Source organism: Jiangella sp. DSM 45060, assembly GCF_900105175.1.
GTDB lineage: Bacteria > Actinomycetota > Actinomycetes > Jiangellales > Jiangellaceae > Jiangella.
Window position 1 is genome coordinate 1,847,943 of record NZ_LT629771.1, and the last position, 16,214, is coordinate 1,864,156.

The following is a 16,214-nucleotide window of genomic DNA, read 5'->3' on the forward strand; positions in this document are numbered from 1 at the left end:
AACCGATTCCGCATCGCGATACCGCTACGCTGATGCGGTGCTGTTCCAGAAGCGCTTCTGGGCGGGCATCGCCGACGGCACGGTGACGCTGGCGTTCCGGCGCTGGGCCCGCCAGCAGGTGCTGCCCGGCCGCCCGTACCGTACGCCGGCCGGCCGCATCGAGGTCACCTCGGTCACCGTCGTCGACCCCGCCGCCATCAGCGACGACGACGCCCGCGCCGCCGGTCATCCGGACGCCGCCAGCCTGCTGGCCGACCTCCCCGGCGACCCCGCCAACCCGACCTACCGCATCGAGTTCCGGCCCGCCACCGACGCCGACCCGCGGGCCGAGCTGGCCGCCGGCGGCGACCTCGAGCCGGCCGAGATCGCGGAGATCACCAAGCGCCTCGACCGCCTCGACCGCGCGTCGTCCTACGGCGCCTGGACCCGCGAGACGCTCCGGCTCATCGACCAGCATCCCGAACGCCGGGCCGGCGACCTCGCCGAGCTGGTCGGCCGCGAGCGCGCGCCGTTCAAGCTGGACGTGCGCAAGCTGAAGAACCTCGGGCTGACGCAGAGCTTCCCGGTCGGCTACCGCATCTCGCCGCGCGGCCGCGCCTATCTCGACGCGACGGCGGACGGCTGACGAGCGGCGCCCCGGCGGCGGAACAGACGCGCCCGGCGGACGCGCCCCGGCGCACGACGCGGCCCCGACGGCGGGCGGCGACGGCGGGCGGCGACCCGCGGCGGGACGGACGCGCGTCAGCGGCGCGGCTGGTCGGACGGCCCGACGTGGTCGTCGAGCCACCCCTTCAACGGCGCCAGCTCGCGCCACGCCGCCGCGACCCGGGCCGCCGCCGACGGCGTGTGCAGCCAGTCGGGCGCGCCGGCGTCGGTCCAGCCGACCAGCGCCTTCTGCCGCAGCAGCTCGATGCGCGGGTGGTCGGCGTCGTAGCCGCGCGGCCGGGTCTTCAGCGCCTCGCCGTCGACGACGTACCCCGCGTCGCGGACGGACTCGACGATCTCCACGAGCGCCGATCCCCTCCGGGAGTCGTCGACGGCGACGCGGTAGCGGGCGATCTGGTCGGGCGCCATCTGGTAGTAGCCGACGGCGATGAACAGGCCGGGCGCGCCGACGTGCACGTAGTGGCCGCCGACCACGACGCCCTGGTGCGTCTTGTACGGCGATTTGTCGGCGGCGAACCGGACGTCGCGGTACGGGCGGAAGAACCGGACGTCGCCGAACTCGGGGGACAGCTCGTCGGCGAGGGCGCGCATGGGGTCGCGGACGGACTTCTCGTAGACGTGCTTGTGCGCGGCCCAGAACGACTTGGTGTTGTCGTTCTCGAGGTCCTCGTAGAAGTCGAGCGCCTCGACCGGGATGCCGGTGAACGTCACGACCCGGCCTCCTCGTCGTCCGAGAGCGACGTGTGCAGCCGCACCTGCCGCAGCGTCGCCGTCCCGTCGCCGGTGAGGTCGAGCGTGCGGTGCGCGGTGTCGGGCGCCCAGCCGGCCGGTTCGAGGAACCCGCGCAGGGCGTCGTCGCCGACGACCAGCCAGATGCGCGCGCGGGTGAAGCCGTCGGCGCGCAGGGTGTCGGCGACGGCGGCCAGCAGCCGGGAGCCGTGCCCCTCGCCGAGCGCGGCGGGGTCGACGTGGAACGCGACCACCTCGCCGTCGCCGGGCTGGGTGTCGGGGTCCTCGGACGGCGCCGTGGCGGCGAACCCGACCACCCGGCCGGCCTCGAGCGCGACGAGCACCCGGTGCCGGGCGGACGGCGGACGGGTGACGGCCTCGCGCCACGCGGCCGCGAACGTCGGGGCGTCGACGTCGGCCAGCAGGGCCGCCGGCAACAGGGGGGCGTAGGAGGCCGTCCACGCCCGGGCCTGCACGGCGCCGATGGCGTCGGTGTCGGCGGCCCAGGCGAGACGGACGGAACGATCGGCGACGGGCTGCTCGGACACCCGTCCTACGATACGACCCGGCTACGCGCCGTCTGCGCGTGGTGGGGGCACCCGGCCGGCGCGTCGTCGTGCTGCGGTGGCGTCCAGCCGGGGCTGGGCAGGAAACCGGGCAGCGCCGTGGAGTCGTCGTAGTAGCGGTGATAGACGGGCGACGTCGTGCCGGACATCGGCGGGACGACCCACGACCACTCGGCGCGCGGGGTGCGTCCGGCCCGCTCCTCCTTGGCGACGAACCGCATGAACAGCTCGGACTCGTGGTGGTGGTCGGCGATCTTCACGCCGGCGGCGTCGAACGAGTGCAGCACCGCGCGGTTGATCTCGACGAGGACGCGGTCCTTCCACAGCGTCCGCACGTCGTCGACGTCCAGCCCGAGCAACCGGCCGACCTGCGTCATGCGGTCGTACCGATCGGCGTCGACGAGGTTGCGCGAGCCGATCTCCGTCCCCATGTACCAGCCGTTGAACGGCGCCGTCCGGTAGGTGATGCCGCCGATGCGCAGCGGCATCGACGAGATCGCGGGGACGGCGTGCCAGCGCAGGTCGAGCTCGGCGAACCACGGGAACTCCGGGTGCGTGAGAGGTACCTCGAGGACGGCGTCGCCGGGGATGTCGAACAGCCGGACGCCGTCCTCGGGGGTCTCGATGGCCAGCGGGAGCACGTCGAAGTCGGTGCCCTTGCCCGACCAGCCCAGGCTCTCGGCCCAGCGGGTGAACTCGGCCTGTGCGGGGTCGCCGATGACGGAGTCGAGGCCCTGGTAGCCCGCGTACCGGATCAGCTGGGCGTTGTGCAGCCGCGGCGCCGGCCGGCCGGGCTGATCGGGCGCGAACAGCGTCAGGACCGGCCGGATACGCCCGCCGTTCGTGGCGACTCGCAGGTGCTCGACGCACTCGGCGGCGACGCCGTCGGCGGTGCGGACGTCGCGGCGGTCGCGGACGATCAGGCTGCGCCAGTAGAGCCGGCCGATGCAGCGGTTGGCGTTGCGCCAGGCCACCTGCGCGCCGAACTCCAGTTCGTCGGTGGTGTGACTGAACATGCCGCGCCGGCCGAACTCGACCAGCGCCTCGCTGAACCGCTCGTCGGGATCGGGGGCGTGTGGGTTCTCGGCCGCGTGCTGCCGGAAGAACGCCTCGGCTTCGCTGAGGTCGACGGAGTGGATCGGAACGTCTGGAAGGCCCGGATGGTGGTGCGTCCCATCGGTCGTCACAGGGTCAGCTCCTCCGCTGTCGCGGTCACAGGTGGCGGGTACCGGCATCCAGATGCGGACATTTCCGGCAAGTCGCCCCGAACATGATCATCGTGCCGTGAAAATGACGCACCGTCACGAATGATCTCAGAAGGCGGACGGCGTCGTCCGGTGATCGGCAGAATCCGCCGAAGTCGGGCCTTATCGGGTGGGTTCGGCTATCGGTGCTGGTCAGGTGGGTTGACGGTGCGCGCGCGGCGCGGTGACCAGGGGCGGACCCGCCCGCGCGGGGTCCCTGCCGACCGTCACGCTGCGTGACGACGTGTGACGGGCGCGGAGAAAACCGGTGGACCGCCGCGGCCGGCGCCCGTTAGTCATGGGGGATGACGGAGAGCGGATCGCGCGCGGCGCTCGACCGCGTCGTGCGGCGGGCCGGCGGCGCGAGCGTGTTCGAGGCGCTGGTGTCGCTGCCCGGATCGGACCTGACGACGCTGCAGCTCGAGCTCATGCGGCGGCGGGCGGCCGCGCTGTCGCCGGCGTCGGTGCTGGAGCGGTATCGGCGCGACCGGTTCACCGCGCCGTCGCCGCTGCCGTTCGCCGCGTTGCGCCGGGTGGAGGACGTGCTGCTGGACGCGCTGGCGGCGCGGCCGGAGCCGGTCGAGGTGCTGACGCCGGCCCCGCTGGCGCCGCTCGGCACCCACTCCGTGCTGGCGACGGTCGACCAGAACAAGGTGGTGTCGACGGTCCGCGGAACGGATGTCGCGGCCGACCCGACCAACGGGCTGGCTCTCGAGGCGGCGGTCCGGCGACAGGACGCGCAGCGGGCGGCGACAGTTGCTGGCGAGGCTGCTGGTTCTGACGTGACTGATGGGGTCGGCGCTGGTGGACTCGGCAGTGGTGGGGCCGGCGCTGGCGGAGTGGCGGCTGGTGGTGCGGAGGGCGTTGATAGGGCCGGCGCTGGCGGAGTGGCGGCTGGAGGTGCGGAGGACGTTGATAGGGCCGGCGCTGGCGGAGTGGCGGCTGGAGGTGCGGAGGGCGTTGATAGGGCTGGCGCTGGCGGAGTGGCGGCTGGTGGTGCGGGGCTTGCCGGGGCGGCCGGCGTTGGTGGAGCCGACCCTGCGGCGGCAGGCGGCGTCGTCCGGGAGGGCAGCGGGCCGCTGGCGGGGGTGGTGCGGCTGGCGGCGATCCAGCGGGTCGTGCGCGCCCAGTACGTCGCCGGTCCGGCGATGTTCGCGCACTTCTCGCTGTTCGCCCAGGTCACCGCGGGTCGCGACGTCGGCGGGCTGGGGTTCGAGCGGGCCGCGCTGGCCGAGCAGCTGGCCGTCGTCACGGGGGCGTTGCCGCGGCTCGGCGCGGAGGAGGTGGAGGTGCGGCTGACCGTGCTCGATCCGCGGTTCGCGCCGGTCGCCGACGCGATCGTGGCGGCGGCCGTCGGTGACGTGACGGCGCCCGGCGGCGCGGTGGCCGAGGATGGCTTCGCGGCGACCGGCGGCAACCCGGCAGGCAACCCCGGCGGCGATCGAGCCGGCGACCTCGGCGGCCCGGCCGGTGACCCCGGCGGCGTTCGGGCCGGCGACGCCGGTGGCTCGGCCGGCGACCCCGGCGGCCCGGCCCACGACCTCCCCGGCGACGCCGGCGACGCGGCCGGCGACGGTAGCGGCGACCTGGCGGGCGTTCCGGTGCGGGCGGTGCTGAACCCGGACCGGCCCAGTGGGCGCGGCTATTACGAGGGTCTGTGCTTCAAGGTCATGGCCCGGCTGGGCGGCGAGTGGGCCGAGGTCGGCGACGGCGGGTTCACGGGCTGGACGCGGGACCTGCTCAGCAACGGGAAGGAGCGCCTGCTGATCAGCGGCCTCGGCATCGACCGGCTGGCGGCGTCGGCGACCCCGTGATCCGGGCGCACAGTCGCCCGTGACGCGTCAATGGTGTTACACAAACACAGCAGGAATGCTGGACAGGTGTCACATCCGCACCTAGCCTGGAACCATGGCGCCCACCGACCAGACGTCCGGCGACACGTCCGGCCACACTGACGACCGCGAGGCGGCGTTCTACGCGATCGTCGACTCCGACGGGCGCATCGAGCCGCGCGACGACATGCCCGAGGCGTACCGGAAGACGCTGGTCCGGCAGATCGCCCAGCACGCGCACTCCGAGATCATCGGCATGCAGCCGGAGGGCAACTGGATCAGCCGCGCGCCGAGCCTGCGCCGCAAGGCGATCCTGCTGGCCAAGGTCCAGGACGAGGCCGGCCACGGCCTGTACCTGTACGCGGCTGCCGAGACCCTCGGCACGAGCCGCGACCAGCTCCTGGACAAACTGCACACGCGGAAGCAGAAGTACTCGTCGATCTTCAACTACCCGACGCTGACGTGGGCGGACGTGGGCGCGATCGGCTGGCTGGTCGACGGGGCGGCCATCACGAACCAGGTGCCGCTGACGCGGTGCTCGTACGGCCCGTACGCCCGGGCGATGGTCCGCATCTGCAAGGAGGAGTCGTTCCACCAGCGGCAGGGCTTCGAGTCGCTGCTGACGCTCACCCGCGGCAGCGAGGCGCAGAAGGCGATGGCCCAGGACGCGCTGGACCGGTGGTGGTACCCGAGCCTGGCCATGTTCGGCCCGCCCGACACCGGTGAGCGGGCGTCCGGCGGCCACACCGAGCAGTCCATGCGGTGGGGCATCAAGCGGTTCAGCAACGACGAGCTGCGGCAGCGCTTCGTCGACATGACGGTGCCGCAGTCCGAGGTGCTGGGGCTGACCATCCCCGACCCGGACCTGCGCTGGAACGACGAGCGCGGCCACTACGACTTCACCCAGCCCGACTACGACGAGCTGTTCCGCGTCATCAAGGGCGACGGCCCGTGCAACGAGCAGCGGCTGCGGCACCGCGTCACAGCGCACGAGGACGGCGCCTGGGTGCGCGAGGCGGCCGCGGCGTACGCGCGCAAGCGACAGGAGAAGGCGGCATGAGCGAGTGGCCACTCTGGGAGGTCTTCGTCCGGGCCAGGCGCGGCCTGTCGCACAACCACGTCGGCAGCCTGCACGCGCCCGACGCCGCCATGGCGGTGCGCAACGCCCGCGACGTCTACACGCGGCGCGGCGAGGGCGTCTCGATCTGGGTGGTGCCGTCCGACCAGATCACGGCGAGCAGTCCGGACGAGAAGGACGCGTTCTTCGACCCCGCCGCCGACAAGGTCTACCGGCACCCGACGTTCTACGAGGTGCCGGCGGAGGCGAAGCACCTGTGAGGGAGCGGTACGCCCTGGCGCTCGGCGACGACGCCCTGGTCCTGGCGCAGCGACTGGGGGAGTGGGTGGCCCGCGCGCCGGAGCTGGAGGAGGACGTCGCGCTGGCGAACATCGCGCTCGACCTGCTCGGCCAGGCCCGCACCCTGCTGACGTACGCGGGCGAGCTGGAGGGTCGGGGCCGGGACGAGGACGCGCTCGCGTACTGGCGCGACGACCGCGAGTTCCGCAACGTGCTGCTGGTCGAGCTGCCCAACGGCGACTTCGCGGTGACGATGGCCCGCCAGCTGGTCTTCGCCGCCTACCAGTACGAGCTGTACGACCACCTGCGCGCCGGCGCCGACGACACGCTGGCCGCCATCGCGGGGAAGGCGGTGAAGGAGGTCCGCTACCACCGCGACCACGCCACCCAGTGGGTGCTCCGCCTCGGCGACGGGACGGACGAGAGCCGCCGCCGCATGGTCGCCGGCCTCGAGACCGTCTGGCCGTACACCGACGAGCTGTTCGAGCCGTTCGACGGCGCCGGCGTCGACCCCGCGGCGCTGCGCGAGCCGTGGACGGCGTACGTGCACGGCGTGCTGGCCGAGGCCGGCCTGGACGTGCCGGAGGTGACCGCCCCGAGAGGCGGCGGCCGCGTCGGCCTGCACACCGAGCACCTCGGCTACCTGCTGGCCGAGCTGCAGCATCTGCACCGCTCCCACCCGGGGGTGACGTGGTGAGCGCCGTCCGCGAGATCGTCGCCGCCGTCGCGGACCCGGAGCTGCCGGTCGTGACGATCGAGCAGCTCGGCATCCTGCGCGACGTCCGCGTCGACGACACCGGCGTCGTCACCGTCGACATCACGCCGACGTACTCCGGCTGTCCGGCGATGGACGCCATCCGCGCCGACATCGCCGCCGCGCTGGCCGGTGAGGGCATCGACGACGTCGAGGTGCGGACGGTGCTGGCGCCGGCCTGGACCACCGACTGGATCACCCCCGACGGCCGCGCCGCCCTGGAGGAACACGGCATCGCGCCGCCCGGCCCCGCGCAGGGCACCGTCACGACGCTCACCCTCTCCGTCCGCTGCCCGCACTGCGGCTCCCCGGACACCCGCGAGCTGGCCCGGTTCGGCTCGACGGCGTGCAAGGCGCTCTGGGCCTGCCGGGCCTGCCAGGAGCCGTTCGACCACGTGAAGGCGCTATGACGACGACCACCGCGGCGCCGCGCGCCAGACGGCACTCCGTCACCCACCGGCTGCGCGTCGCCGCCGTCGACCGCCTGACCGACGACGCCGTCGCGGTCACGTTCGCCGTGCCGGCCGAGCTGGCCGCCGACTACGAGTTCGACGCCGGTCAGCACGTCAACGTCGAACTGCCCGGAGGCGACGGCGTGCGGCGCAGCTACTCGATCTGCTCACCGGCCGGGTCGGGCGTGCTGCGCATCGCGGTGAAGCGCATCCCCGGCGGCGCGTTCTCGTCGCACGCCCTGGAGACGCTGGCGGCCGGCGACGAGGTCGACGTCATGACGCCGGCCGGTCGGTTCACGCCGGCCTTCGCGCCGGACCACGCGAAGCACTACGCGCTGGTCGCGGCCGGCAGCGGCATCACGCCGGTGCTGTCGATCGTCGCGACGGCGCTCGACACCGAGCCGGGCAGCCGGGTCACGCTGCTCTACGGCAACCGGACGTCGTCGTCGGTGATGTTCCTGGACGAGCTGGCCGACCTCAAGGATCGCCACCCCGGCCGGCTGCAGCTCGTGCACGTGCTGTCCCGGGAGCCCGGGTCGACCGAGCTGCTGTCGGGCCGGCTGGACGGCGACCGCCTCGGCCGGGTGCTCGACACCCTGGTGCCGCCTGACACCGTCGACGACTGGTACCTGTGCGGCCCGTACGAGCTCATCACGACCGCCCGCGAGGTGCTGGCCGCCCGCGGCGTCGACCGCGCGCACGTCCACGCCGAGCTCTACCACGTCGGTGACCCGCCGCCGGCCATCGTCGAAGAGGCCCGTCAGCAGGCCGTCACCTGCGCCGTCACCGCCTCGCTGGACGGCCGCCGCACCGAGGTCACCGTCGACGACCCGGACGAGACCGTGCTCGAGGCCGTGCTCCGGGTCCGCAACGACGCGCCGTTCGCCTGCAAGGGCGGCGTCTGCGGCACCTGCCGGGCGAAGGTGCTCGACGGCGCCGTCACCATGGAGCGCCGCTACGCCCTGGAGGACGACGAGATCGCGGCCGGCTACGTCCTCACCTGCCAGTCGCACCCCACCACGCCGACACTGAGCGTCGACTACGACGCCTGACCCACCAGCCCGTTCTCGTACGCCGCGATGACGAGCTGCGCGCGGTCGCGGGCGGCCAGCTTGGCCAGCAGGTGACCGATGTGCGTCTTCACCGTCTTGATCGAGATGAACAGTGAGGCCGCGATCTCGTCGTTCGACAGCCCGGCCGCCACCAGCGCCAGCACCTCGGTCTCGCGCTCGGTCAGCACGTCCAGCCGGGCGCCGGACGCGCCACCCGCCGGCCGGGAGAGGTAGTGCTCGACCAGCCGGGTCAGGATCGCCGGGGCGAACAGCGACTCGCCCGCGTGCGTGCGCCGGATCGCGTCCAGCAGCTGCTCCGGCCGCGCGTCCTTGAGCAGGAAGCCGCTGGCCCCGGCCCGCAGCGCCGCGTACACGTACTCGTCCAGCTCGAACATGCTCAGCACGAGGACGCGGACGCCACCCAGTTCGGGATCGGCGGTGATGCGGAGGGTCGCCTCGATGCCGTCGCCGCCGGGCATCCGGATGTCCATGAGGACGACGTCGGGGCGCAGGTCCGCGGCGAGGGCGGACGCCTCGGCGCCGGTCGCGGCGGTCCCGGCGACGGCGAGGTCCGGCGCGGCGTCGAGCAGCAGCGCCAGGCTGTGCCGCAGCAGCGGCTGGTCGTCGGCGATCAGGACGCGGACGGGCGTCACGACGACGTCCCGCCGTCGGGGAGCGCGGCGGTCACGCCGAACCCGGCGCCGGCCGGGCCGGCCGCGAGGGTGCCGCCGAGCGCCGTCACCCGTTCCCGCAGGCCGGCCAGCCCGTGACCGGCGCCGGGACGCGGCTCCCAGCCCGCGGCCGGGCCGTCGTCGCCCACCGTGACGACGACCGAGCCGCCGTCGCGGCGCACGCCGACGCGGACCCGGGTCGGCCCGGCGTGCCGGGCGGTGTTGCTCAGCGTCTCGCGGACCACCGCGCACACCGTCAGCTGCGTGCCCGGCGAGGCGCCGCCCACCTCGCCGGCGACCTGCAGCGATGCGTCCAGACCGGCGCTGCGGGCCGCCGCGACGATGCCGGGGAGGTCGGCCAGGGACTCGGCCGGCCGCAGCGCCGCCGCGGCGTCGGGCGTGCGCAGGACGGTGAGCATGCGGCGCAGCTCGGTCGTGGTCTCGCGGCTGACCTCTTCGATGTCGGCCAGAGCCGCCGCCTGCTGACCCGGGTCGTCGAGCCGGACCGCGACGGCGGCGCGGACGGTGATCAGGCCGAGCCCGTGCGAGACGAGGTCGTGCAGGTCGCCGGCGATGCGCAGCCGCTCCGCCTGGGCGGCCCGCTCGCCGGCCCAGGCCGCCAGCCGGTCGTCGTAGGCGCGGCGCTCGCGGCGGGTGCGCAGCACGGCCCACACCGCGATCAGCACCGCGAGTCCCACGACGACCAGCGGCAGCAGCTGCGTCGCGGGGTCCTGGTTGCCGATCGTCATGAGCCCCGACACCAGCAGGAAGAGCACCGCCCAGGCCACCGGCCAGGCACGGGAGCGCCAGGTCGGGCGGCCGGTCTCCATGCCCCGAGTCTAGGGACGCCGCCACGCCGCGGCATCGGACCACGGTCCGAGCGACCGTGGCCCGATGACAGCGCGCCCGCGCTGGGCTGACATGGGCGCATGCTCACTTTCGACGATGTGGTGAAACGCCGCGGCTCCCGCGACGTCCTCGCCGGCGTGACGTTCCGGGCCGAGCCGGGCCGCGTCACCGCATTCCTCGGCCCGAACGGCGCGGGCAAGTCCTCGACCTTGCGGATACTGCTCGGCCTGGACCGGCCGACGTCCGGGGCGGCGCTGGTGGACGGCCGGCCGTACGCGGCGCTGCGGCGGCCGCTGCGGGTGGTGGGATCGGTGCTGGACGGGTCCGGGGCGCACCGGTCGCGGCCGGCCCGGCAGCACCTGGCGTGGGTGGCACGCAGCAACGGCATCCCGCGCCGGCGGGTCGGCGAGGTGCTGGAGCAGGTCGGCCTGGCGGACGCGGCGCGCGTGCGGGCCGGGCGGCTGTCGCTCGGCATGGGCCAGCGGCTCGGGCTGGCCGCCGCGCTGCTCGGCACGCCGTCGGCGCTGGTGCTGGACGAGCCTGTCAACGGGCTGGACCCGGAGGGGATCCGGTGGATCCGCGGGCTGCTGCGCTCCTTCGCCGACGACGGCGGGACGGTGCTGCTGTCGAGCCACCTGATGGGGGAGGTCGCGTCGCTGGCCGACGACCTCGTGGTGATCGCCGGCGGACGGGTCGTGGCGGCGGGCCCGCTGGACCGCGTCACCGCCGGGTACCCGTCGCTGGAGGACGCCTTCTTCGCCCTCACGGACGGTGCGCGATGACCACGCTGGACGCCACCGCCCGCACCGTCCCGGCCACGCGCCTGCTGGCCGACGCCGTCGCAGCGGAGTGGCGCAAGGCGCTCACGCTGCCCGCCACGCTCATCGCGCTCGCCGTCGCGGTCGCCGGGCCGCTCCTGCTGGCCGCCCTCACCGCGAGCCAGGACGCCACCGACTCCGCCGCCGAGGCCGCGCTGGCCGCGTCGCCGCTGCTCACCATCGGCGCGATCGTCATCGGCGTCGTCACCGCCGGCAGCGAGTACAGCGCCGGCCGGCCGGTCGCCGTCACGTTCGCCGTCATGCCGCGCCGCGCCGTCGTGCTGGTGGCGAAGGCGGTCGTCGTGACCGGGCTGGTCCTGGCGGCCTCCGCCGTCGCGATGCCGGGAGCGTTCCTCGTCGCGCGGGCGGCCGGCGGCGGACCGGGGGAGACCGAGCCCGGGCGCTGGCTCGGCGTCGCCGTCTACGCGGTGCTCATCGCGCTCATCGCGCTCGGCATCACCACGCTGACCCGCAGCACCGTCGTCCCGCTGATCGTGCTAGTGGCGAACGGGACCGTCGTGTCGCTGGCGTTCCTGCTGTACCAGGTGACGCCGCTCGCGCTGTACCTGCCGGATCTCGCCGGCATGCGGATGCTCGCCGGCGACGAGCAGATCGCGATCGACGACGCGCTCGCCCCGCTGCCCGGCGGGCTGGTCATGGCCTCCTGGACGGTCGCGCTGCTGGCCGTCGCGGCCGCCGTGCAGCACCGCCGGGACGCCTGACCCGGGCCGCGCGCCCGGTACGCTGCCGTGGTGGTGCTGAAAGCCGATGCGATCCTGCTCGACCTCGACGGGACGCTGGTCGACTCGATCGACTCCATCGCACGCTGCTGGCTGCGCTGGTGCCGCGAGTACGACGTCGACCCGGCCGGGCTGGCCGCCGCGCACGGGCGCACCACCGCCGACATCGTCGCCGACCTGCTACCGGGGCCGATGGTCAGCGCCGCGCTGGCCCGCATCGACCAGATGGAGATCGAGGACGCCGTCACGGTCCGGGCCATGCCCGGCGCGGCCGAGCTGCTGGCGTCCATCCCGGCCGACCGCCGCGCCGTCGTCACGTCCGGCAGCGCCGTCATCGCCGCCGCCCGCATGCGCGCCGCCGGGCTGACGCCGCCCGGCGTCGTCGTCACCGCCGACGACGTGCTGCGCGGCAAACCGCATCCGGAGCCGTACCTGCTGGGTGCGCAGCGGCTGGGCGTCGAGCCCGGCCGCTGCGTCGTCGTCGAGGACGCGCCCAGCGGCATCGCCGCGGCCCGGGCGGCCGGCATGGCCGTCGTCGGCGTCGTGTCCACGCACGAGGCGCGGCAGCTGGAGGCCGATCTCGTCGCCGGCAGCCCGGCCGAGGTCAGGATCGACGGAACCGGCCCGCTGCTCGTCGACGTCACAGCCCCGTGACCGCCGCACTCGCCCCGCACCAGCCGTGGAGCCGGCAGCAGCGCCGCCGCGTCCTCTGGCCCATCCTCGGCCTGGTCGCGGCGGCCGGCTGCGCCGTCGTCGTGCTCGGGCTCGCGGTCGGCGACCTCGCGCCGTCCACCATCGCCACCGCCACGCTGTTCGCGCTGCTGCCGGTCGTCGTGGTCGTCGGCGCGTTCCTGTGGCTGGACCGCTGGGAGCCCGAGCCCGGACGGACGATGCTGGCGGCGTTCCTGTGGGGCGCCGGCGTCGCGACGCTCGGCGCGCTGCTGGTGAACTCGCTGGTCGCGGTCACGTACGGCGAGTACACGTCGTCGGTGGTGTCGGCGCCGTTCGCCGAGGAGGCGCTGAAGGGCGCGTTCCTGGTCGGCCTGCTGTGGCGGCAGCGGCACGAGCTGGACGGGCTCGTCGACGGCATCGTCTACGCGGGGCTGGTCGCGGCCGGGTTCGCGTTCGTCGAGAACATCCTCTACCTGGGCCGGGCCTTCGACACCGCGTCGATCGACGGCTACAGCGTGTTCGTCGTGCGCGGCATCTTCTCGCCGTTCGCGCACCCGCTGTTCACCGTCTTCATCGGCATCGCCGTCGGCCTCGCCGCGGGACGGCGCTCGGTCGCGGCGCGGGTGCTGCTGCCGCTCGTCGGGTACCTGCTGGCGGCCGGGCTGCACGCGCTGTGGAACGCGTCGGCGCTGTGGGACGACGGCCAGGGCTTCGTCGCCGTCTACGTCGTGGTCATGGTGCCGGTGTTCGCCGCCATGCTCAGCATCGCGCTCTGGCAGCGCCGCCGCGAGCAGCGCGTCGTCGCCGCCCGGCTGGGCGAGTTCGTGCAGGCCGGGTGGATCCCGTGGTACGAGGTCGACCTGCTCTCGACCATGCGCAGCCGGCGCCGCTGGACCGCGGCGATGAAGTCGCAGTACGGCCGCGACGCCGCCGGCGCCGTGCGCGCCTACCAGGTCGCCGTCACCGAGCTCGCGTTCCTCGTCAACCGGCCGCGGCACGCCCGCGGCGACGATCGCGACGACCCCCGGCTGGCCGAGGTGCTGGCCTTCGTCGGCGAGACCCGCGCCCGGGCCGTCGCGCTGACCAGCGCCGGACGGTGAGGCGAGTCGGCCTGCGGGGCCGGATCACGGTAGCCTTCTGCCATGCCTGACGAGCTCTTCACCCTCGCCGCCGCCACCTCCGGCGCGCCGGGAGCCGCACCCTTCGGCCGCGTGTCGGTCGCCATGGTCACCCCGTTCCTCGACGACGGCGGCCTCGACCTCGAGGGGACGTCCGCCCTGGCGGAGAAGCTCGTCGCCGACGGCGCCGACGGCCTGGTCGTCGCCGGCACCACGGGCGAGAGCCCCACCACCTCCGACGCCGAGAAGGACCTCGTCCTGCGCGCCGTCGTCGAGGCCGTCGGTTCCCGCGCCCGCGTCGTCGCCGGCGTCGGCACCTACGACACCCGGCACACCAGCGAGCTGGCCCAGGCCGCGCAGAAGGCCGGCGCCCACGGCCTGCTGGTCGTCTCGCCGTACTACAGCCGCCCGCCGCAGGAGGCGCTGTACCAGCACTTCGTCGCCGTCGCGTCGGCCACCGACCTGCCGGTCATGCTCTACGACATCCCCGGCCGCACCGGCGTGCCCATCGAGACCGAGACGCTGATCCGGCTGGCCGAGCACGACCGCATCGTCGCCGTCAAGGACGCCAAGGGCGACGTGTTCGCGTCGTCCGAGGTCATGGCCCGCACCGGGCTCGCCTACTACTCCGGCGACGACGCCCTCAACCTCGCCCTGCTCACGCACGGCGCCGTCGGCATGGTGAGCGTCGTCGGTCACGTCGCGGCGGCCGAGTACGCCCACATGGTGCGCGCGCTCGACTCCGGCGACCTCGTGCGCGCGCTGCAGCTGCACCGCCGGCTCATCCCGGCCGTGCGCGGCATCATGGGCACCGGCCAGGGGGCCACCATGGCCAAGGCCGCCGTCGAGCTGCGTGGCGTCATCCGCAACCGCACGGTGCGCTCGCCCCTCATCCCCGCCACCGACGAGCAGGTCGCGCAACTGCGCGCCGACCTCGCCGAGGCGGGGCTCGCATGAGCCATCCGCACCCGGAACTCCCCTCGCCGCCGTCCCTCGACCCCGCCGCGCTGCGCGTCGTCCCGCTCGGCGGGCTCGGCGAGGTCGGCCGCAACATGACCGTGTTCGAGTACGGCGGGCGGCTGCTGATCGTCGACTGCGGGGTGCTGTTCCCCGAGGACAACCAGCCCGGCGTCGACCTCATCCTGCCCGACTTCGAGTACATCCGGGACCGCCTCGACGACGTCGAGGCGATCGTGCTGACGCACGGGCACGAGGACCACATCGGCGCCGTCCCGTTCCTGCTGCGCGAGAAGCAGGACATCCCCGTCGTCGGCTCCCGGCTGACCCTCGCTCTGGTCGAGGCGAAGCTCAGGGAGCACCGCATCGACGCCTACCAGCTGCAGGTCAAGGAGGGGCAGTCGGAGCGGTTCGGCCCGTTCGAGGTCGAGTTCCTTGCCGTCAACCACTCCATCCCCGACGCGCTGGCGCTGTCCATCCGCACCCCGGCCGGCGTCGTGCTGCACACCGGCGACTTCAAGATGGACCAGCTGCCGCTGGACGGCCGGCTCACCGACCTCAACGGGTTCGCCCGGCTCGGCGACTCCGGCGTCGACCTGTTCATGGTCGACTCCACCAACGCCGAGGTGCCCGGGTTCACCCCGCACGAGCGCGACATCGCCGACGTCCTCGACGGCGTCTTCACCCGCGCGCCGCGCCGCGTCGTCGTCGCGTCCTTCGCCAGCCACGTCCACCGCGTGCAGCAGGTCCTCGACGTCGCCGTCGCCCACGGCCGCAAGGTCGCCTTCGTCGGCCGGTCCATGGTGCGCAACATGGGCATCGCCCGCGACCTCGGCTACCTCACCGTCCCCGGCGGCACCCTCGTCGACCTCAAGTCGATCGACGACCTCCCGCCCGACAAGGTCGTGCTGATGTCAACCGGCTCGCAGGGCGAGCCCATGGCGGCGCTGTCGCGCATCGCCAACCGCGACCACCCGGCCATCCGCATCGAGCCCGGCGACGTCGTCGTGCTGGCGTCGTCGCTGATCCCGGGCAACGAGAACGCCGTGTCCCGGGTCATCAACGGGCTCACCCGCGAGGGCGCCACCGTCGTGCACAAGGGCAACGCCAAGGTGCACACGTCCGGCCACGCCTCCGCCGGCGAGCTGCTGTTCGCGTACAACCTGGTCAAGCCGCGCAACGTCATGCCGATCCACGGCGAGACCCGGCACCTGTTCGCCAACGCCGACATCGCCGTCGCCGCCGGCGTGCCGCGCGAGCGGGTCGCGCTGGCCGAGGACGGCGTCGTCGTCGACCTCCTCGACGGCGTCGCGCGCGTCGTCGGCGCGGTGCCGTGCGGCTACGTCTACGTCGACGGCTCCAACGTCGGCGGGGTCGCCGAGGCGTCGCTGAAGGACCGCCGCATCCTCGGCGAAGAGGGCTTCATCTCCGTCGTCGTGGTCGTCGACTCCGTCACCGGGAAGGTCACCGGCGGGCCGGAGATCCACGCCCGCGGATTCGCCGAGGACGACAGCGTCTTCGACGACATCCGGCCCGAGCTGGTGACGGCGCTGGAGAAGGCGGCCGAGGGCGGCAACGCCGACACCTACCAGCTGCAGCAGACGGTGCGCCGCACTATCGGCCGCTGGGTCGGCGGCCGGCTGCGGCGCCGTCCGATGATCATCCCCGTCGTCGTCGAATCCTGACCCGGCGGCCGCGCCGACAGGCCGCACTCCCCATGATCATCAATGATCCGAC

At 74.1% G+C, this 16,214-nt stretch carries 18 protein-coding genes; 13 read left to right on the forward strand and 5 right to left on the reverse strand.

The genetic code is table 11. The features are described 5' to 3' along the window. Window positions 1–37: 37 nt before the first annotated feature. Complete coding sequence (locus BLU82_RS08360; protein WP_092618380.1) at window positions 38–625, forward strand: hypothetical protein; 588 nt, start codon at window positions 38–40, stop codon at window positions 623–625. A 116-nt stretch (window positions 626–741) separates the two neighbouring features. Here the strand turns inward: BLU82_RS08360 and BLU82_RS08365 are convergent, their stop codons facing one another. The 3 genes from BLU82_RS08365 to BLU82_RS08375 are packed head-to-tail and all read right to left on the reverse strand — an operon-like array spanning window position 742 to window position 3,148. Next, window positions 742–1,377, reverse strand: coding sequence for a DUF2461 domain-containing protein (locus BLU82_RS08365; protein ID WP_092618382.1), 636 nt, complete (start codon window positions 1,375–1,377; stop codon window positions 742–744). Continuing rightward, window positions 1,374–1,943 (reverse strand): GNAT family N-acetyltransferase, encoded by a 570-nt coding sequence (locus tag BLU82_RS08370; protein ID WP_092618384.1) that lies wholly within the window; start codon window positions 1,941–1,943, stop codon window positions 1,374–1,376. Before BLU82_RS08370 ends, BLU82_RS08365 begins: the two co-directional genes overlap by 4 nt. Before the next feature lie 5 nt (window positions 1,944–1,948). Continuing rightward, window positions 1,949–3,148 (reverse strand): nitric oxide synthase oxygenase, encoded by a 1,200-nt coding sequence (locus BLU82_RS08375; RefSeq protein WP_197682810.1) that lies wholly within the window; start codon window positions 3,146–3,148, stop codon window positions 1,949–1,951. A gap of 362 nt (window positions 3,149–3,510) precedes the next feature. Between BLU82_RS08375 and BLU82_RS35040 the strand changes: the two genes are divergently transcribed. The 6 genes from BLU82_RS35040 (at window position 3,511) to paaE (ending at window position 8,652) form a co-directional block, all read left to right on the forward strand. Beyond that, window positions 3,511–5,019 carry a hypothetical protein gene (locus BLU82_RS35040; RefSeq protein WP_197682811.1) on the forward strand — a complete coding sequence of 503 codons (1,509 nt, stop codon included), beginning with the start codon at window positions 3,511–3,513 and terminating at the stop codon, window positions 5,017–5,019. Between the two features lie 94 nt (window positions 5,020–5,113). Next, entirely contained in the window at window positions 5,114–6,097 is a 984-nt protein-coding gene (paaA, locus tag BLU82_RS08390; RefSeq protein ID WP_092618393.1) for a 1,2-phenylacetyl-CoA epoxidase subunit PaaA, read from the forward strand. After that, the gene (gene paaB, locus BLU82_RS08395; protein WP_092618396.1) at window positions 6,094–6,375 is read left to right on the forward strand and encodes a 1,2-phenylacetyl-CoA epoxidase subunit PaaB; all 282 of its coding nucleotides are present in this window, start codon (window positions 6,094–6,096) and stop codon (window positions 6,373–6,375) included. The genes paaA and paaB overlap by 4 nt, the downstream gene beginning before the upstream one ends. Then, the gene (gene paaC / locus BLU82_RS08400) at window positions 6,372–7,091 is read left to right on the forward strand and encodes a 1,2-phenylacetyl-CoA epoxidase subunit PaaC (RefSeq protein WP_092618399.1); all 720 of its coding nucleotides are present in this window, start codon (window positions 6,372–6,374) and stop codon (window positions 7,089–7,091) included. The genes paaB and paaC overlap by 4 nt, the downstream gene beginning before the upstream one ends. After that, complete coding sequence (paaD, locus tag BLU82_RS08405; RefSeq protein ID WP_092618402.1) at window positions 7,088–7,558, forward strand: 1,2-phenylacetyl-CoA epoxidase subunit PaaD; 471 nt, start codon at window positions 7,088–7,090, stop codon at window positions 7,556–7,558. Before paaC ends, paaD begins: the two co-directional genes overlap by 4 nt. Beyond that, entirely contained in the window at window positions 7,555–8,652 is a 1,098-nt protein-coding gene (gene paaE, locus BLU82_RS08410) for a 1,2-phenylacetyl-CoA epoxidase subunit PaaE (RefSeq protein ID WP_092618405.1), read from the forward strand. Before paaD ends, paaE begins: the two co-directional genes overlap by 4 nt. Here the strand turns inward: paaE and BLU82_RS08415 are convergent. Beyond that, entirely contained in the window at window positions 8,640–9,305 is a 666-nt protein-coding gene (locus tag BLU82_RS08415; RefSeq protein ID WP_092618408.1) for a response regulator transcription factor, read from the reverse strand. The two genes, paaE and BLU82_RS08415, sit on opposite strands and share 13 nt — an antisense overlap. Then, entirely contained in the window at window positions 9,302–10,153 is an 852-nt protein-coding gene (locus BLU82_RS08420; RefSeq protein ID WP_092618411.1) for a sensor histidine kinase, read from the reverse strand. Before BLU82_RS08420 ends, BLU82_RS08415 begins: the two co-directional genes overlap by 4 nt. 99 nt (window positions 10,154–10,252) lie before the next feature. Here BLU82_RS08420 and BLU82_RS08425 point away from each other — a divergent pair, with 99 nt between their 5' ends. Genes BLU82_RS08425 through BLU82_RS08450 form a run of 6 tightly spaced genes read left to right on the forward strand, consistent with a single transcriptional unit; the run spans window position 10,253 to window position 16,162 of the window. Further along, window positions 10,253–10,954: an ABC transporter ATP-binding protein gene (locus BLU82_RS08425; protein WP_092618414.1), complete on the forward strand. Its 702-nt coding sequence runs from the start codon at window positions 10,253–10,255 to the stop codon at window positions 10,952–10,954. Then, complete coding sequence (locus tag BLU82_RS08430) at window positions 10,951–11,712, forward strand: hypothetical protein (RefSeq protein WP_092618417.1); 762 nt, start codon at window positions 10,951–10,953, stop codon at window positions 11,710–11,712. The genes BLU82_RS08425 and BLU82_RS08430 overlap by 4 nt, the downstream gene beginning before the upstream one ends. A 30-nt stretch (window positions 11,713–11,742) precedes the next feature. After that, complete coding sequence (locus BLU82_RS08435) at window positions 11,743–12,384, forward strand: HAD-IA family hydrolase (RefSeq protein ID WP_172885559.1); 642 nt, start codon at window positions 11,743–11,745, stop codon at window positions 12,382–12,384. Then, window positions 12,381–13,502, forward strand: coding sequence for a PrsW family intramembrane metalloprotease (locus BLU82_RS08440; RefSeq protein WP_092618423.1), 1,122 nt, complete (start codon window positions 12,381–12,383; stop codon window positions 13,500–13,502). The genes BLU82_RS08435 and BLU82_RS08440 overlap by 4 nt, the downstream gene beginning before the upstream one ends. 42 nt (window positions 13,503–13,544) lie before the next feature. Continuing rightward, a complete protein-coding gene (gene dapA / locus BLU82_RS08445) occupies window positions 13,545–14,477 on the forward strand; it encodes a 4-hydroxy-tetrahydrodipicolinate synthase (protein WP_092618426.1) in 933 nt (310 codons plus the stop codon). Beyond that, window positions 14,474–16,162: a ribonuclease J gene (locus BLU82_RS08450; protein WP_092618429.1), complete on the forward strand. Its 1,689-nt coding sequence runs from the start codon at window positions 14,474–14,476 to the stop codon at window positions 16,160–16,162. Before dapA ends, BLU82_RS08450 begins: the two co-directional genes overlap by 4 nt. The last annotated feature ends 52 nt before the right edge of the window (window positions 16,163–16,214 follow it).

Bases quoted from the DNA above. Each gene is read 5' to 3' on its own strand.
- dapA (WP_092618426.1), top strand. From the start codon at position 13,545: ATGCCTGACGAGCTCTTCACCCTCGCCGCCGCCACCTCCGGCGCGCCG.
- paaB (WP_092618396.1), top strand. From the start codon at position 6,094: ATGAGCGAGTGGCCACTCTGGGAGGTCTTCGTCCGGGCCAGGCGCGGC.
- paaA (WP_092618393.1), top strand. From the start codon at position 5,114: ATGGCGCCCACCGACCAGACGTCCGGCGACACGTCCGGCCACACTGAC.
- BLU82_RS08450 (WP_092618429.1), top strand. From the start codon at position 14,474: ATGAGCCATCCGCACCCGGAACTCCCCTCGCCGCCGTCCCTCGACCCC.
- BLU82_RS08420 (WP_092618411.1), bottom strand. From the start codon at position 10,153: ATGGAGACCGGCCGCCCGACCTGGCGCTCCCGTGCCTGGCCGGTGGCC.
- paaE (WP_092618405.1), top strand. From the start codon at position 7,555: ATGACGACGACCACCGCGGCGCCGCGCGCCAGACGGCACTCCGTCACC.
- BLU82_RS08430 (WP_092618417.1), top strand. From the start codon at position 10,951: ATGACCACGCTGGACGCCACCGCCCGCACCGTCCCGGCCACGCGCCTG.
- BLU82_RS35040 (WP_197682811.1), top strand. From the start codon at position 3,511: ATGACGGAGAGCGGATCGCGCGCGGCGCTCGACCGCGTCGTGCGGCGG.
- BLU82_RS08425 (WP_092618414.1), top strand. From the start codon at position 10,253: ATGCTCACTTTCGACGATGTGGTGAAACGCCGCGGCTCCCGCGACGTC.